The organism is Pseudarcicella hirudinis, assembly GCF_900115665.1.
Taxonomy (GTDB): Bacteria; Bacteroidota; Bacteroidia; order Cytophagales; family Spirosomataceae; genus Pseudarcicella; species Pseudarcicella hirudinis.
The window spans coordinates 1-14,992 of the sequence record NZ_FOXH01000011.1 but is presented as its reverse complement, the minus strand read 5'-3'; the positions used below and the strand labels follow the sequence as shown (position 1 = coordinate 14,992).

General features: G+C 38.4%; 14 protein-coding genes. 7 read left to right on the top strand and 7 right to left on the bottom strand.

Features of this window, described 5'->3' with window-relative positions; translation table 11 throughout:
- Positions 1-49: 49 nt before the first annotated feature.
- The 4 genes from BM179_RS17230 to BM179_RS17215 all read right to left on the bottom strand — a co-directional run bounded on the left by BM179_RS17230 (position 50) and on the right by BM179_RS17215 (position 4,204).
- On the bottom strand, positions 50-907 hold the full coding sequence (locus BM179_RS17230) for a transketolase (protein ID WP_092018408.1): 858 nt from the start codon (positions 905-907) through the stop codon (positions 50-52).
- 50 nt (positions 908-957) lie between these two features.
- Positions 958-1,413, bottom strand: coding sequence for a thioredoxin-dependent thiol peroxidase (gene bcp, locus BM179_RS17225; RefSeq protein WP_092018407.1), 456 nt, complete (start codon positions 1,411-1,413; stop codon positions 958-960).
- Positions 1,414-1,524: 111 nt separating this feature from the next.
- A complete protein-coding gene (locus BM179_RS17220) occupies positions 1,525-3,531 on the bottom strand; it encodes a M23 family metallopeptidase (protein ID WP_092018406.1) in 2,007 nt (668 codons plus the stop codon).
- 61 nt (positions 3,532-3,592) lie between these two features.
- The gene (locus BM179_RS17215) at positions 3,593-4,204 is read right to left on the bottom strand and encodes a fumarylacetoacetate hydrolase family protein (protein WP_092018405.1); all 612 of its coding nucleotides are present in this window, start codon (positions 4,202-4,204) and stop codon (positions 3,593-3,595) included.
- Between the two features lie 198 nt (positions 4,205-4,402).
- On the opposite strand from BM179_RS17215, the gene BM179_RS17210 reads away from it, so the two are divergent.
- A complete protein-coding gene (locus BM179_RS17210) occupies positions 4,403-5,230 on the top strand; it encodes a M48 family metallopeptidase (RefSeq protein ID WP_092018404.1) in 828 nt (275 codons plus the stop codon).
- 208 nt (positions 5,231-5,438) lie between these two features.
- Here BM179_RS17210 and sucC read toward each other — a convergent pair whose 3' ends face one another.
- Complete coding sequence (sucC, locus tag BM179_RS17205; RefSeq protein ID WP_092018403.1) at positions 5,439-6,638, bottom strand: ADP-forming succinate--CoA ligase subunit beta; 1,200 nt, start codon at positions 6,636-6,638, stop codon at positions 5,439-5,441.
- Positions 6,639-6,900: 262 nt separating this feature from the next.
- Here sucC and BM179_RS17200 point away from each other — a divergent pair, with 262 nt between their 5' ends.
- The 6 genes from BM179_RS17200 to secG all read left to right on the top strand — a co-directional run bounded on the left by BM179_RS17200 (position 6,901) and on the right by secG (position 12,671).
- Positions 6,901-7,575, top strand: a complete 675-nt coding sequence (locus tag BM179_RS17200) for an ABC transporter ATP-binding protein (protein WP_092018402.1) — start codon at positions 6,901-6,903, stop codon at positions 7,573-7,575.
- A 436-nt stretch (positions 7,576-8,011) separates the two neighbouring features.
- Positions 8,012-9,433 carry a tRNA (N6-isopentenyl adenosine(37)-C2)-methylthiotransferase MiaB gene (gene miaB / locus BM179_RS17195; RefSeq protein WP_092018401.1) on the top strand — a complete coding sequence of 474 codons (1,422 nt, stop codon included), beginning with the start codon at positions 8,012-8,014 and terminating at the stop codon, positions 9,431-9,433.
- Between the two features lie 84 nt (positions 9,434-9,517).
- The gene (locus BM179_RS17190) at positions 9,518-10,885 is read left to right on the top strand and encodes a sigma-54 interaction domain-containing protein (protein ID WP_092018400.1); all 1,368 of its coding nucleotides are present in this window, start codon (positions 9,518-9,520) and stop codon (positions 10,883-10,885) included.
- Positions 10,866-11,441: an LptE family protein gene (locus BM179_RS17185; RefSeq protein ID WP_229632974.1), complete on the top strand. Its 576-nt coding sequence runs from the start codon at positions 10,866-10,868 to the stop codon at positions 11,439-11,441. The genes BM179_RS17190 and BM179_RS17185 overlap by 20 nt, the downstream gene beginning before the upstream one ends.
- Positions 11,442-11,509: 68 nt before the next feature.
- Entirely contained in the window at positions 11,510-12,229 is a 720-nt protein-coding gene (locus tag BM179_RS17180) for a DUF8458 domain-containing protein (protein WP_092018399.1), read from the top strand.
- Positions 12,230-12,317: 88 nt separating this feature from the next.
- Positions 12,318-12,671 (top strand): preprotein translocase subunit SecG, encoded by a 354-nt coding sequence (secG, locus tag BM179_RS17175; protein WP_092018398.1) that lies wholly within the window; start codon positions 12,318-12,320, stop codon positions 12,669-12,671.
- A gap of 331 nt (positions 12,672-13,002) precedes the next feature.
- Here the strand turns inward: secG and BM179_RS17170 are convergent, their stop codons facing one another.
- Both BM179_RS17170 and BM179_RS17165 read right to left on the bottom strand, forming a co-directional pair.
- On the bottom strand, positions 13,003-13,737 hold the full coding sequence (locus BM179_RS17170) for an SH3 domain-containing protein (protein ID WP_092018397.1): 735 nt from the start codon (positions 13,735-13,737) through the stop codon (positions 13,003-13,005).
- Positions 13,734-14,915 carry a glycoside hydrolase family 19 protein gene (locus tag BM179_RS17165; RefSeq protein WP_143095254.1) on the bottom strand — a complete coding sequence of 394 codons (1,182 nt, stop codon included), beginning with the start codon at positions 14,913-14,915 and terminating at the stop codon, positions 13,734-13,736. The genes BM179_RS17170 and BM179_RS17165 overlap by 4 nt, the downstream gene beginning before the upstream one ends.
- Between the last annotated feature and the right edge of the window lie 77 nt (positions 14,916-14,992).

The window sequence follows — 14,992 nt, the reverse complement described above, 5'->3', positions numbered from 1 at the left end:
GTTTGAGTTACAATTCATAAACTCAAACATTCGCTAATTAACACAATTATTAGTAATCTCCCAAAGTTTCAGGCAACTGAGCCAAAGCTGCGGCTAATTGCTCATCATTCGGAGCAACTCCATGCCATTTATGAGAACCCATCATGAAATCCACACCGGCTCCCATTTCAGTTTTCATAATCACCATGATAGGAGTTCCCTGTCCTGAAAGGCTGCGGGCTTCTTTTAATACCTTGATTACGTCTTCCATATCGTTACCATTCATTTTGATAACTTTCCAGCCAAATGCTTCATATTTAGCACCCAGGTCACGGTTGTTCATAACTTTGTCGGTAGGACCGTCAATCTGCTGGCCATTGAAGTCTATAAAGGCAATCAGATTATCAACTTTATGGTGTGGTGCATATGTTGCAGCTTCCCAAACCTGTCCTTCGTTTTGCTCACCGTCTCCCATCAGAACAAAAACCAATGACTTATCACCGTTAAGTTTTTTAGCTTCAGCAGCACCGATAGCAACCGACAATCCTTGTCCTAATGAACCGGAAGCAATACGTACACCATCTAAATGTTCGTGCGTAGTCGGGTGACCTTGTAAACGTGAATTAAGTTTACGGAACGTAGCCAATTCTTCTTTTGGAAAATATCCAGAACGTGCTAAAACTGAGTAGAAAACAGGAGATATGTGACCATTCGACAAGAAGAAGATATCTTCATTTGTTCCGTTCATATCAAAGATTTTCTTTCCTTCCGAATCAGACTTTAAAGTCATCTGGTCGAAAAATAAACCTACTAAAAGGTCTGTACAGCCTAGCGAACCGCCCGGGTGTCCTGATTGGCAACCATGTACCATTCTTACAATATCCCGGCGAACTTGGGAAGCAACGTTCTTTAATTCTTGGATTTCCATTATTCTTTTTTGATTAGTTAATTTGGTAAAGGTTGTCTATCAGACCTTTACTATTGCTGTTTTAAGATTTGGTCGGTATGATTTTTGGTATCAACTTTAGCAATGATATCCGTAATTATGCCGTTTTCATCAATGATAAAAGTGGTACGGGCTGTTCCCATGTAGGTTTTGCCGTACATTGATTTTTCGACCCACACGCCATAAGCATCCACTACTTTGTGATCTTCATCAGAAAGCAGGGTAAAACTCAATCCGTATTTGGTTCGGAATTTCTGGTGCGCTTTTTCGCTGTCAACGCTTACACCAATTACTTCATATCCAGCTTCATTAATGCTGGACAGATTATCGTTCAGGTTGCAGGCCTGAGCGGTACAGCCGGGGGTGTCATCTTTGGGGTAGAAATACAAAATTACTTTTTTTCCCTGATAATCCGATAGCTTTATTAATTTTCCGTTTTGATCCTTCTGTTCAAAATCAGGAGCTTTGTCGCCAATTTTTAATTCCATTAGTTATTTGATTTAAAAGGTAAAAATTATTTCGGCACTATTTGATTAACAGAAAATAACAGAACAAAGTTAAAAGATTTATTATATAGAACAGTGCAGAACTGTTGCTATTTATTTTCTTTTATGCCTTACTTTCTTTTTCGGACTGCCTTTCAGGGCTTTAGTACCTTTCTTTTTCTCTTTTTTTGCCTGGTGTTTGGCATGAATTACCAGAGGAGGGGCATTCATATCCGTTTTGAAAATACTGGTATTTCCCTGATTATCTTCCAGTTCCAGTAATAATTCTCCTTCGAACTTCTGCGTGGAATCTTTTTTGACAGACCAGAGCAATGCACGTTTGTAGTCATAGTCTGTCAGAATATATTCTCCGCCGATACTGGCTTTAAATTTTTTAAGTCCTGATAAATTATCGCTGATTCTGAAAGCAAAGTAATCTTTACTTCTTGAAACGATCCTTGCTACCGGAGGTATTGTATCACTCAGAATGCTGAATACGCCAAGCGTATTTGTGTTAAACTCTATTCGGTTTCCGCTCCATTTACCACCCAGAAAACTTCTGGAATATCCTGAAATTCTGTAAACCGAAGTCTTATCAGGTAAGGCAGGCTGATTCTCTGTTTTAAAAGAAGCAGAAATGGTTCCTCTCAACGGCGTGGTAGATTGACCGATCGTAAAAGTATTTCCGGCGTAATTGGTTTCAAGATAGAGCGTATCAAATACCATGTTCTTTCCGAAAGTCACATTGAGATTAGGAGAATTAAACTCTGTTTTCTCATCAGGGAGGATCGCTTTTCTGAAAATAAACTGGCGTTCAGAACCATCGATACTGATGCTTTCAGGGAGTCCTTTTCTCAGATCCCACAAAAAGACGGCCTCATTATTTTTGACATATTCTATCGGTAATTCGGCAACAACTCCTTTGGGAAGCATAATTTTTGCGGAAGAATTAACAGTTTTCAGGTTCTTTGATTTAATAATGAGGGTATTATCATCTACTGAAATGTTAATTTGTGTTGGCAGACTATTGGGCGTAGTAATTTTCGATTTCTCTTCTTTCTGGCCGGTAATGGTAAATTTCAAAGTACTGCCATTCTCAAACTGGTCAAAAATCTTAATGACTGCCTCATAAGTTTTACCTTCTTCAATCTTTAATTTTCCTTTGGAATCACTCGGATGATAAATCGGAATGGTATTGCCATCGTCAATGAAAAGCTTCTGAAAGCGTTTTCCCTGGATTTTTTCCAGTCCGTAATCTTCAAAAATATTAAAATCCCGCTGAACCTCATGGGGAAATTGTTCGAGATGGAAATAGAAAACCTCTTTCCCGTCGATAAAAAGCTCTGCACAGCTTAGGCCATTGGAGTTATAGGTTCCATTCATTTTATCAACCGCCAGTAATTCAAGCCCGATTTCGCCCGAAGCCTTTATATGCTCACTGAGTCTGTAAACTCCGTCGGAATTTCTGATTGGATAATAGCTTTTTCTGGCAAATTCTCCGTTTATACTGGAACTGATACTCATTGGTTTGACAATGAGCTGATTGAAAACCGGAGGGATATTGTCTTCTATTTCAGTGAAACCAAAATTCAGCGGATTCAGTACATTGTTCTTGGAGTCTCTGATTTCAAAATGAAGGTGAGGTCCGGCAGAGCCCCCTGTATTGCCGGAAAAGGCAATTAACTGTCCTTTAGATACTTTAAACTGTCCGCTTTCAGGAGATAAATCGATATCAAAAGTTTCTTTTTCAAACCGGGTTTTCTTAACAAAAGCTGCCAAAGGTTCGGCAAATTCTCTGAGGTGTCCGTAAACAGTGATAAAACCATTGGGATGAGTTATAAAGATTACATTTCCATAACCTCCGCTGGAGACAGCGACCTTAGAGATATAACCTTCGGCTGCGGCATAGACTGGTAAGCCCTCTCTTCCCTGGGTTTTAATATCAATTCCCGCATGAAAATGGTTGGTACGTAAATCGCCCATTCCACCAGCCAAATAATTTCGATGATTTGGGTTGATAGGAAACTGAAAATAACCCTTAGGGTAGGAGAGTTGATTTTTTTGTGCTGATGCCAACAGGGGCATCAGTCCGAAAAGCAACAAAGAAAGTTTGAATTTCATGAAATAAATAAATCTGTAAAATCCATTCAGGACTCATCAGACCGGGCAAAGAAACTTTAAATTATTTTACTTCGAAAGCTAGCATTTTCTGGTCTTCAATGTAAGCTTCCAATTTATCACCAACCTGAACACCACTTACTCCGACGGGAGTACCAGTGAAAATAAGGTCCCCTGTTTTAAGGGTAAAGTATTTTGAGATTTCAGCAATAATTTCCTCAAAATTCCACAACATCAGACTCGTATTTCCTTCCTGTACAGCTTGTCCGTTTTTTTCAAGTTTGAAATTTAAATTTTTCAGATCCTGAAATTCAGATTTCGGGATAAATCCTGAGACAGGAGCTGAGCCATTAAATGCTTTTGCTTTTTCCCAGGGTAAACCTTTTTCTTTTAGTTTTGACTGTATATCTCGGGCCGTGAAATCAATTCCGATTCCTATTTCATCAAAATATTTATGAGCAAACTTCGGGTCTATATTTTTGCCCATTTTGTTAATTTTAAGAACGATTTCAACTTCGTGATGAATATCTTTCGAAAAATCCGGATAATAAAAAGGTTCATTATCACGTAAAATGGCTGTATCAGGTTTTATAAAAATAACCGGCTCTGATGGACGTTCGTTATTTAATTCAGCGATATGGTCGGCATAATTTCGCCCGATACACAAAATTTTCATGGATTTTCGTTATACGTTTTAAAATTTATCATTAACCTTGTAACTACAAAAAACTTGATTGCAGTTAATGATGTAGGATTAAGTTACAAAATTAGCCGATAATAGTAGAAAACTTGAACCTTTTTAAGTTTTTTACGTCTCAATGGCAAATTTGCACATTATTTACACAATCAGATTCTCAATTAAACAATCACAGAAATGAAAAGATTACTAATTTATGGATTTATTATTTCAGTTTCAGCATGGGCATGTTCCAAGGTTCCGCTAACGGGAAGAAACCAGTTGCTTCTTGTCTCAGACTCGGAAATGAATTCTATGTCATTTGTAAGTTATAAACAATTTTTAGATACGAGTAAAGTAGTAGGTAATTATGACGCTAATTCTCAGATGGTTAAGAGAGTTGGAAGTAAAATTGCCGCTGCTGCACAGAATTATTTTGAAAAAATCGGTCAGCCTAATTACCTTGAAGGATATCAATGGCAGGCAGAACTGGTAAAAAGTGATCAGGTGAATGCCTGGTGTATGCCCGGGGGTAAAATGGTTGTTTATACAGGAATTTTGCCGATTACCCAGAATGAAACGGGTTTAGCGGTAGTATTAGGTCATGAAGTTTCACATGCCATTGCAAAGCACGGTGCTGAAAGAATGAGTGAAGGAATGCTGGCTCAGGGTTTACTGACTGCCGGACAGGTAGGATTGGGCATTGCTATGAAAGATAAGCCATCACAGACACAAGGGCTCTGGAATACGGTATTCGGGGTAGTTGCTCCGGCGGGTGCTCAGCTGGGCATGCTGGCTCATGGAAGAAATCAGGAATCTGAAGCGGATCATCTTGGTCTGATCTTTATGTCAATGGCCGGATATAATCCTCAGGATGCGGTTACATTCTGGCAGAGAATGGCTTCGAAATCAGGAGGTTCAAAACCGCCGATTTTCCTTTCTTCGCATCCTGCTGATGAAACCCGTATTGCACAGATCAAGGATTGGATGCCTGAAGCACTTAAGTATTACAGACCAAGAAATTAATATCTTTCACAGATTTGATTTTCATGTAAAAGCCTGCTTCATCTGAAGCGGGCTTTTACATGAAAAGATCAGAAGGGCTGCGAGGTAAATTACTGATTCTTCAGTCTGTTTTTGGGAAGACATTTGTACAATTTAATGATAACCGGCAACAAAAATCCCCGTAACAGTATTTCTGCTAGGGGGATTTTGCTATGAAAAAGCAGGTAAATTAGTCAATACTTGCCAAAACTTCTTTTACTTTAGCAGCAGCGTCTTTCAATAATACAGCTGAGAAAACTTTCAGGCCTGATTCATCGATAATTCTTGCGCCTTCTTCTGCATTTGTTCCCTGTAAACGAACGATGATAGGTACTCTGATTTCACCGATATTTTTATAAGCTTCTACTACACCATTGGCAACACGGTCACAACGAACGATACCACCAAAGATATTGATAAGAATAGCTTTCACGTTAGGATCTTTCAGGATAATACGGAAACCGGCTTCTACAGTTTTCGCATTAGCTCCTCCTCCTACATCAAGGAAGTTAGCAGGCTCACCACCTGATAATTTGATGATATCCATAGTCGCCATTGCCAAACCTGCACCATTAACCATACAACCAACGTTACCGTCTAATTTAACATAGTTAAGGTCATTTGATGAAGCTTCGACTTCAAGCGCATCTTCTTCATTCAAATCGCGCAATGCAACAAAGTCTTTATGACGGAACATAGAGTTGTCGTCAAGGTTTACTTTAGCATCAACCGCTAAGATTTTGTTGTCAGAAGTCTTCAACACCGGGTTGATTTCAAACATTGAAGAATCTGTTTCAACGTATGCTTTGTAAAGTGCATTGATGAATTTCACCATTTCTTTGTGTGCTTCACCTTCAAGGCCTAACGCAAATGCTAATTTACGTGCCTGAAATTGCTGCAAACCAACTCTTGGATCAATCCATTCTTTGATTATTTTCTCTGGAGTATGTTCAGCCACTTCTTCAATGTCCATACCACCTTCTGTAGAGGCCATAATTACATTACAAGCCTTGCCACGATCTAAAAGAATAGAAATATAGTATTCTTTCGGCTCAGATGCACCTGGATAGTAAACATCTTCTGCAATAAGTACTTTGTTAACTTTTTTACCTTCCGGGCCAGTTTGATGAGTAATCAACTGCATTCCGATGATGTCTTTTGATTTCTCACGGACTTCATCCAAATTTTTGGCAAGTTTAACACCTCCACCTTTACCGCGGCCGCCAGCATGGATTTGAGCCTTTACGACATACCACTTTGTGCCTGTCTGGTTGCTTAGTTCACGGGCAGCTTCTACTGCCTGTGCGGGTGTATCTACCACGATGCCCTCCTGAATACGGACGCCGTAGCTTTTTAGAATGTCTTTGGCTTGATACTCGTGAATGTTCATTTTGAATAGTTTTATGTATCGAAATTAATTCGTGTGCTAAATTAGTACGAAAAACTTATTTAGGTACGGTCATTAACGGAAAAGATTTATTTTCTTTGCTAAAAAAATATAGTGGCAGGCTTTTGGGAAATACTGATGATTCATCGCTTCCTTCTGATAAGTCTGTAATTTTTATAAAAATAAAAGGCTTTGATCAACAGATAATAAAACAATCTTTTTTCAGTTTTTTTACCAGACATTAGCCTTTTTACTACCCGGAAACATGCTGAAAGTTCAGAATATTATTAAAAATTACGGAAAATTACAGGTTTTAAAAGGGATCGATCTGCATATTCAGAAAGGAGAAATCGTCTCTGTGGTTGGTGCTTCCGGTGCCGGAAAAAGTACTTTATTACATATTGCCGGAACGCTCGACAGGCCGGATTCCGGGAAGGTATTTATTGCCGGTCAGGAAGTTACTTCTTTAAATGAGAAACAACTTGCGGCATTCAGAAATGAGAAAATCGGTTTTATTTTCCAGTTTCATAACCTTATGGCTGAATTTACAGCCCTGGAAAATGTCTGTATTCCAGCATTTATCGGAAACAAACCTGAAAAGGAGGTAAAAGAGAGAGCAAAAGAGCTGCTTGAAATGCTGAACCTCCAGCATCGTATGAATAACCTGCCTTCTCAGATGTCAGGAGGAGAGCAGCAAAGAACGGCGGTGGCAAGAGCACTGATCAATTCTCCCTCGATTATTTTTGCCGATGAACCTTCCGGAAACCTTGATTCCAAAAATGCACAGGAGCTTCACAGGTTATTTTTTACCCTGCGGGAAAAGTTTGATCAGACTTTTGTCATCGTAACACATAATGAGGAACTGGCAGCCATGGCAGACCGTAAACTGGTAATGCAGGATGGTTTTTTGGTGAAAACAGATGGTATTCATCAGAATTAGATCATTTTAAAATATTGAATCCGAGTGTTTTGGCTTTTCAGAAGAAATGTCTGAAAGGGTAAAAAGTGAACAATTAAATAAGTGAGAACCGGTTTAAAAAGCTTTCCGAAATTTTCCGGTTTACCATAATCAAATACTTCTCTTACTAAGAACGTTGTTTGTTGAAATGCACAGACAGCGTTTTTTGATTTTATTATCCGGTCAGCTCAAAAGTTAAAATTCCTTAATCTTTCAGAAATGCCTGAAAGAAAACGCTGACAATCTGTCAGATTTTAATGCAAATTGTAGTAATTTTGTAAACATTTCAGATAGAAGATCGAATTCCGTTTACTGTCATGGAATGTTTGGAAAGAAGGAAACAATCATCCCTGCAGTTACAGAAGTATTGCAGGTCACAGATTGATTTAATTAAAGAATCGCAGTCAAGAAATAAACCATGAGAAACTTAGAAATATTAAAAGAGGAAGACAAAGAGGTGTTGGATGTTGCCCGTATTTCAGTTGACCAGGAAGGAAAACAAGGCAAGAAGAAATTATACATTGAGAGTTATGGTTGTCAGATGAACTTCTCTGACAGTGAGATTGTAACATCTATTTTGCAGGAAAATGGTTTTGCCACTACTTCCCAATATGAAGAAGCAGATGTTATTCTGTTAAATACCTGTGCCATTCGTGATAATGCAGAGCAAAAGGTCAGAAATCGTCTGAAAAACTTTATCCCGATCAAGAAGAAGAAACCGGAAACTGTTGTCGGCGTGCTGGGATGTATGGCTGAGCGTTTGAAAACTAAATTTTTGGAAGAAGAGAAAATAGTTGACATCGTTGCCGGCCCGGATTCTTACAGAGATTTACCAAATCTGGTTGATGAGGCTGAAGACGGACAGAAAGCCATTAATGTGTTCCTGTCACGGGATGAAACATATGCGGATATTTCTCCGGTCCGCCTGAATTCAAATGGCGTAACGGCATTTGTATCTATCATGCGCGGGTGTGACAATATGTGTTCATTCTGTGTGGTGCCTTTTACCCGTGGTCGTGAACGCTCACGTGATCCTTATTCAATTTTGAAGGAATGTCAGGATTTGCTTGACAATGGATATAAAGAAGTAACATTGCTTGGGCAGAATGTCGATTCATACAAATGGACTTCTGAAGATGCATCTGAGAAAGTGAATTTTGCGCAGCTGCTTGAAAGAGTGGCGCTTATCAATCCTGAATTGAGGGTTCGTTTCTCAACATCTCATCCAAAGGATATTACAGATGAAGTTTTATATACAATGGGTAAATATGAAAACATCTGTAATTATATCCATTTGCCGGCCCAGAGTGGAAACAGTGCGGTATTGAAAAGAATGAACCGTACTTATGACCGTGAATGGTATATCAACCGTATCGATGCCATCCACAGGATTTTAGGATATGATTGCGGGATTTCTCAGGATATGATCGCAGGATTCTGTTCGGAAACGGAAGAAGAGCATCAGGATACCCTTTCTTTGATGGAATATGTGAAATATGACTACGGTTATATGTTCGCTTATTCAGAACGCCCCGGAACGCCCGCAGCTAAGAAATATGTGGATGATATTTCTGCAGAAGTGAAACAGCGTCGTTTGAGTGAAATTATTGCCTTACAGATGAAGCATTCTCTGGAGCGCAATGAAATGGCAGTAGGGCAGGTTCACAAAGTGCTGCTTGAAGGTTTTTCCAAACGTTCTGAAGATTTTCTTCATGGCAGAAATGACCAGAATAAAATGGTTATTATCCCGAGAGGAAATCATAAAAAAGGAGAGTATGTACAGGTTTTAATTACCGGATGTACTTCCGCAACATTAAAAGGAGAGGTGGTTGCCGGATAAGCCGGAAACAATTAACAGTAGGGTAAGAATACGTCTTTTGCGGTTAATATACTGCTCAGGACTAATCCTTTTTTGAGCATAAAAATGGTTAATTCAGAATTACAATCCATAAAAGCGCGATTTGGAATCATAGGAAACTCTCCTGCTCTGAATCATGCCATTGAGGTAGCGGCACAGGTTGCTCCGACTGATATGACGGTGCTTATCACAGGAGAAAGTGGTTCAGGAAAGGAATCATTTTCAAAAATCATACATAACCTTTCCGCTCGTAAACATGGTCAGTTTATTGCAGTAAACTGCGGAGCTATTCCTGAAGGAACTATAGATTCTGAGCTTTTCGGGCATGAAAAGGGGGCGTTTACAGGAGCAATTGATGCCAGAAAAGGATATTTTGAAGTAACAGACGGAGGAACGATCTTTTTGGATGAAATCGCTGAAATGCCTTTAGGTACACAGGCCCGTTTATTGAGGGTTCTGGAAAACGGAGAATTTATCAGAGTCGGTTCTTCTAAAGTTCAGAAAACCAATGTCAGAGTTGTTGCTGCTACCAATATCAACCTTCTGACCGCTGTGGAAAGAGGTAAATTCAGAGAAGATTTATATTACAGGTTAAATACCGTTCCGATTTTTGTGCCGCCTTTGCGTGAAAGAGGAATGGATATTGAATTACTTTTCAGGAAGTTTTCAAGTGATTTTTCTGAAAAATACAGAGTAAAACCTATTTCTTTAACACCTGATGCCCAGCAGCTTTTATTGAGCCAGCGCTTTCCGGGGAATATCCGTCAGCTGAAAAATCTGGCAGAACAGATTTCAATTCTTGAAGTAGATGAAAGAATTGTGGATGCCCAGAAACTGGCAAATTACCTGCAAATTAACAATGGTAAGAAGATGGAAGGGCTCATTCGAAGAGATTGGGAAGCCGCTCAGCCTGACAATTTTTCAGAAAGAGAAATCCTCTACAAAATTCTCTTTGAAATGAAAAGAGATGTTACCGAAATGAAAAAAATGTTCCTCGAAATCTTACAGAACGGAGGCGTTCTTTCCGGTGAAATTCTCAAGGGACATGAAAACTTATTTCAGAATATAGAAACAGAAGTGCCTGCAAATCAATATCCTGCAACAACTTTTGTGCCTGAAGTGAATACGGGCAGAATCCTGCCGCCTGGTCCGAATACCGGTAATTATCATAGCCCGAATTATAATGGAAACGCTACTGATAATGAACTGAAAATCATAAGTCTTGATCCTAAAAATGATGAAGGAGAAGAGGTGTATGACATTACCCATGAGGCGGAAGAAGTATCACTTTCTCTGGAAAAACAGGAAAAAGAGATGATCATCCGGGCTTTGCACAAGAACCGGAATAAGAGAAAATATGCCGCACAGGATTTAGGAATTTCGGAAAGAACCCTTTATCGAAAAATTAAACAATATGACATTGAAGAAGAGTAAATCAGTTTTAAGAGAAAACTTTCAGTCTCAGGGCATCGGTAAAAGAACTTTTTTTCTGAAATGTATGGGTTCCTTCTTTCTGTTAGCCGTTTTCTCATTACTTCTGACAGGATGTTATACTTTCAGAGGAGCAAGTCTTGATCCGAATCTGAAAACTATTTATATTCAGAACTTTGCTATGGTAACTGCCGGAGGACCAAGTAATTTGTCCCTGACTTTTAATGAAAAACTAAAAGAATATTACCAGAGAAATACATCCCTGAAGATTGCAACCATTAACCCCGACCTTCAGATGGAAGGTGGAATTACGGGGTATGAAATGACACCTCAGGCGCCAACCTCGAGTGATAAAGCCGGATTGAACCGTCTCACAATCAGGATCCAGGTGAAGTTTACGAATAATAAAGACGAAGCTAAGAATTTCGATCAGGAATTCTCATTTTATCAGGATTTTCCTCAAAATCAAACACTTTCATCAGTGGAAGGACAGCTTTACCCTAAGATTCTTGATCAGATTGTGTTGGATATCTTTAATAAAACTGCCGGAGACTGGTAGATTAACTGAGTTGGAAGGGACAGACATAAAACCCATGGTAAATAGCTATTAATTGATTCAGTAAATTTATGAAAGAATCTTTCTCATATTTAGTGACAAACCTTTCTGACATTTCTGTCAGGGATTTGAAAGATCTGGAGGCACTCACCGTCAAATATCCATATTGTCAGCTTGCTTATTCCCTGATCGCAAAGGGTTATCAGGATCATTATGCAGAGGAATTGACCAATGAAAAAATCCGTCAGGCTGCAGCACATGCGCTTAGCAGAAATGCGTTGCGTAAAATCTTAAACGGTAGTTTTACCAATGAGGTAGAAGTTGTGAATGCCGGTAAATTTGAGTCTGTTTATTTGCATAAAGTATTACAGGAAACAGTATCCGATCCTGCTGAAACGGCTTCACCGGAAAAAGAAAAAGTTCAGGAGGATTTGTATGATAAGGTGTTAACTGATACAGAGTTAATGATTAATTCTGTGGCACAGGAAGAGATACTGCTCAATGACATAGTCAGAAGGAAAGAGTTGCAGAAAGAGATTATAGACAGCTTTATCCTGAAAGATCCCGGTTTGATCAGAGCTCAGAAAAACCAGCAGGGTGCTAAGGAAAAACAGGAAGATTTGTCGTTATTAAGTACCCGTCTCGACAAAGGAATTATTACAGAGAGCTATGCAAAAATTCTGACAATGCAGGGACGAAATGAAAAAGCAATTGAGGTTTATGAGAAATTAATTTTGAAATTCCCCGAAAAAAAGTCGTACTTTGTGACAAAAATAGATGAACTGTTATAGTAGTTCCTTTTTAGTAAAGCATTTTCAAATGCTTGTCAACCCAGATAATTCAAAATCTTTAATTCATAATTTATTAATTTAGAAAGAAATGTTCGGAGCAGTTATTACGTTAATTATTATCCTTGCAGTTTTATTAGTACTGGTAGTGTTGATTCAAAACCCAAAAGGGGGAGGGCTTTCAGGTGAATTTGGTAGCGCAGGAGCTACTCAGATGTTCGGTGTTAAGCGTACGGGAGATTTGTTAGAACAACTTTCATGGGGCTTTGCTTCCGGAATTGCTGTTCTGGCGCTGGTTTCTAAATTCTTACTTTCTTCAGGAGGTGCTCAGGGAATTAACTCTGTTAACGTAGATAAAGCTGCTACTAAAACTTTACCAGCTGCTTCAGCTCCGGCTCCGGCTTCTTCAACTCCGGCACCAGCTCCGGCTCCGGCAGGAAAGTAGTCTTCGTCAATTTTCGCAGATACTCATAAGTCATTATTAAAATCAAAGAGGTCATTTCAGAATGACCTCTTTTTTGTGTTTTGCCGGAATATATAAAACTATATAGTTTACTCTGGAGTTAAACCATAGTCATCACTATACTTATTAATTATGCTTGCCACCTCATCAGATCTGTCTTGTGGTGTATCCGGGAATATCTCATGTAATTGTGTGCCTGTAACCGGAAAAGCAGGTTTATGGTTTTCCTGGGTCTTATCCCCCAGATGTGCCCAAACTGCATTGATATACCAAAAAGAAAAGCAAGCCTTCCGACCTGCTTTATTATATATAGCTATTCTACATCTGTTTTCTTTATCCAGCCTTCGATGGTTTTGCCGCCGTAGTATCGGATTTTGAGCCAACTTGTGCCTTTCACTAACTTTTCTTCTAATATTTCTACTTCGTCGCCTTTGAGGAGGTATTGTTGACTTTGTTTATTATTTGGGGTGAAATGAATAATTGACTTTAATGAATATATTACTCTGTAACAATTTGATTTTAATAAATACTTTGTATAGTTTTTTTTGTCTTCAATTCCTTTTTTCAATAAAAACAAATAGACCTCTCTTGGAACAATATTCACTTTGTTGAATATTGCAAGTTTTCCCCCATCCATTTCTAAATTAGTGTCATCAAAATAAAGATAGTCATACGTCATTATTGAGTACTTTTTTACAAAGTTATTCTTATGAATTTCATCCCCAAAAACCTCTGTATAATAAGCACCTACGTTTGCGAGTACTGATACATTTAATGAATCTATTTCTGATTTTTTTTTATTTTGAAATCCACTTTTTAATAATAAAATAACTCCATTTATTCTATCTTTGAAAAGAGTAACTATTAATGTTGTATCTTCAAAGACTATTCTCCAGCTTTTTTGAGAAGTGCTAAAAGACTCTTCCGAGCGATTATCTACGTACTCCCATATTCCATTCATAGAATAATTAGTTTTTTGTGCATTTGATATAAAATGACAAAAAACAGTTAGTGTAATAATTAGTAGTACTTTGAATTTCATTTTCATTTGTTTAATATTTGATATGCAGATTTAGTTTTTTCAAGTCTTTTTTCAAAATCGTTTGGTGGATTAGTCCCATTAACAACTGCTCCAATTTTATTAACTTGAATATTTGTTACTCCCTCATCTGCCAAAAGATTAATAGCATTATCTCCCCAATAATACATACTTGCTTTCATTGCTACATCTAAATCGTTTGTAATTTCATCTATATCTGCACCGACAAAGTCTTTTTTATTATTTTGATTCTCTATGTCTTTATTCCAGATATTTGATATGTTTTCAAATTGACCTTTACCTGTCAAATGTATAAACCCTTTTCCAAGAAACCGAGATCCATCCCCGCTTGATGAAGGTCCGTTGCCCATTCTGCATGAGTACGTATAATCAATTAATGAAGGAGAGCAAACATATTTATCTTTAATAACTAAGTCTGAGGTTATTTTTTGTAGAGATGGAACACATGACTCAGGTTCGTCATTATTGCATTTGCTTAAGTCCGAGGTATAACCTTCAAATAAATCACAATATTTAACTTTGCCAAATATCTTTTTTATCCGACTTTTTGAAGTGTAACAGGAATTTTCCTGTAATTTCATAAGCCCTCCTGTTTCAACTCCAATCTGCCCCAGGAAATGTGCCATCCTTAATGGAGTATTTATCTCAAATTTATCTGAATATTTGTTCAGCAAGGCAGCCACCTCATCACATCTGTCTTGTGGTGTGTCCGGAAATATTTCATGTAATTGTGTGCCTGTAACCGGAAAGGTAGCTTGATGGTTCTCCTGGGTCTTATCCCCCAGATACCCCCAGACAGCCTCTATCTTCTTGTCCTTCTCTGCTTTATCCAATACATTTACATTCAATACTATATTGCTGGAATTGGCCGCACTGAAATCTATTCCTTCCTGGGTTTTCTGTTTGCTTAAGGGGTTGATTTCGGGGTTGTCTCCATAAAATCTGATCTGCAGATTGTCTATACATACTTCTCCTACTTTTACCTGACCGGTGCCTCCTGCAGGATTGTTAAGTTTATGACTCACTTTGTTTTTTGATATATCTCTTTTGAGCAGTTCAAGGTTGTATATTACCCTTTGACAGTTACCATCTCCCGTCAGATAATCCATCAATCCATCACAACCACATTTGATACTGCTTTTGGCTGCTGCCGTTTCTACTGCCAAATCTTCTATTCTGTTTAGAATATTACCTGCCAGGGAAGATGATTCTCCTAATTTGCAGATACTTACCAAAGCTTCAG

What these genes read in the sequence shown, in the direction of transcription:
- BM179_RS17230 (WP_092018408.1), bottom strand. Translation starts at nt 907, where the DNA reads ATGGAAATCCAAGAATTAAAGAACGTTGCTTCCCAAGTTCGCCGGGAT.
- bcp (WP_092018407.1), bottom strand. Translation starts at nt 1,413, where the DNA reads ATGGAATTAAAAATTGGCGACAAAGCTCCTGATTTTGAACAGAAGGAT.
- BM179_RS17220 (WP_092018406.1), bottom strand. Translation starts at nt 3,531, where the DNA reads ATGAAATTCAAACTTTCTTTGTTGCTTTTCGGACTGATGCCCCTGTTG.
- BM179_RS17215 (WP_092018405.1), bottom strand. Translation starts at nt 4,204, where the DNA reads ATGAAAATTTTGTGTATCGGGCGAAATTATGCCGACCATATCGCTGAA.
- BM179_RS17210 (WP_092018404.1), top strand. Translation starts at nt 4,403, where the DNA reads ATGAAAAGATTACTAATTTATGGATTTATTATTTCAGTTTCAGCATGG.
- sucC (WP_092018403.1), bottom strand. Translation starts at nt 6,638, where the DNA reads ATGAACATTCACGAGTATCAAGCCAAAGACATTCTAAAAAGCTACGGC.
- BM179_RS17200 (WP_092018402.1), top strand. Translation starts at nt 6,901, where the DNA reads ATGCTGAAAGTTCAGAATATTATTAAAAATTACGGAAAATTACAGGTT.
- miaB (WP_092018401.1), top strand. Translation starts at nt 8,012, where the DNA reads ATGAGAAACTTAGAAATATTAAAAGAGGAAGACAAAGAGGTGTTGGAT.
- BM179_RS17190 (WP_092018400.1), top strand. Translation starts at nt 9,518, where the DNA reads ATGGTTAATTCAGAATTACAATCCATAAAAGCGCGATTTGGAATCATA.
- BM179_RS17185 (WP_229632974.1), top strand. Translation starts at nt 10,866, where the DNA reads ATGACATTGAAGAAGAGTAAATCAGTTTTAAGAGAAAACTTTCAGTCT.
- BM179_RS17180 (WP_092018399.1), top strand. Translation starts at nt 11,510, where the DNA reads ATGAAAGAATCTTTCTCATATTTAGTGACAAACCTTTCTGACATTTCT.
- secG (WP_092018398.1), top strand. Translation starts at nt 12,318, where the DNA reads ATGTTCGGAGCAGTTATTACGTTAATTATTATCCTTGCAGTTTTATTA.
- BM179_RS17170 (WP_092018397.1), bottom strand. Translation starts at nt 13,737, where the DNA reads ATGAAAATGAAATTCAAAGTACTACTAATTATTACACTAACTGTTTTT.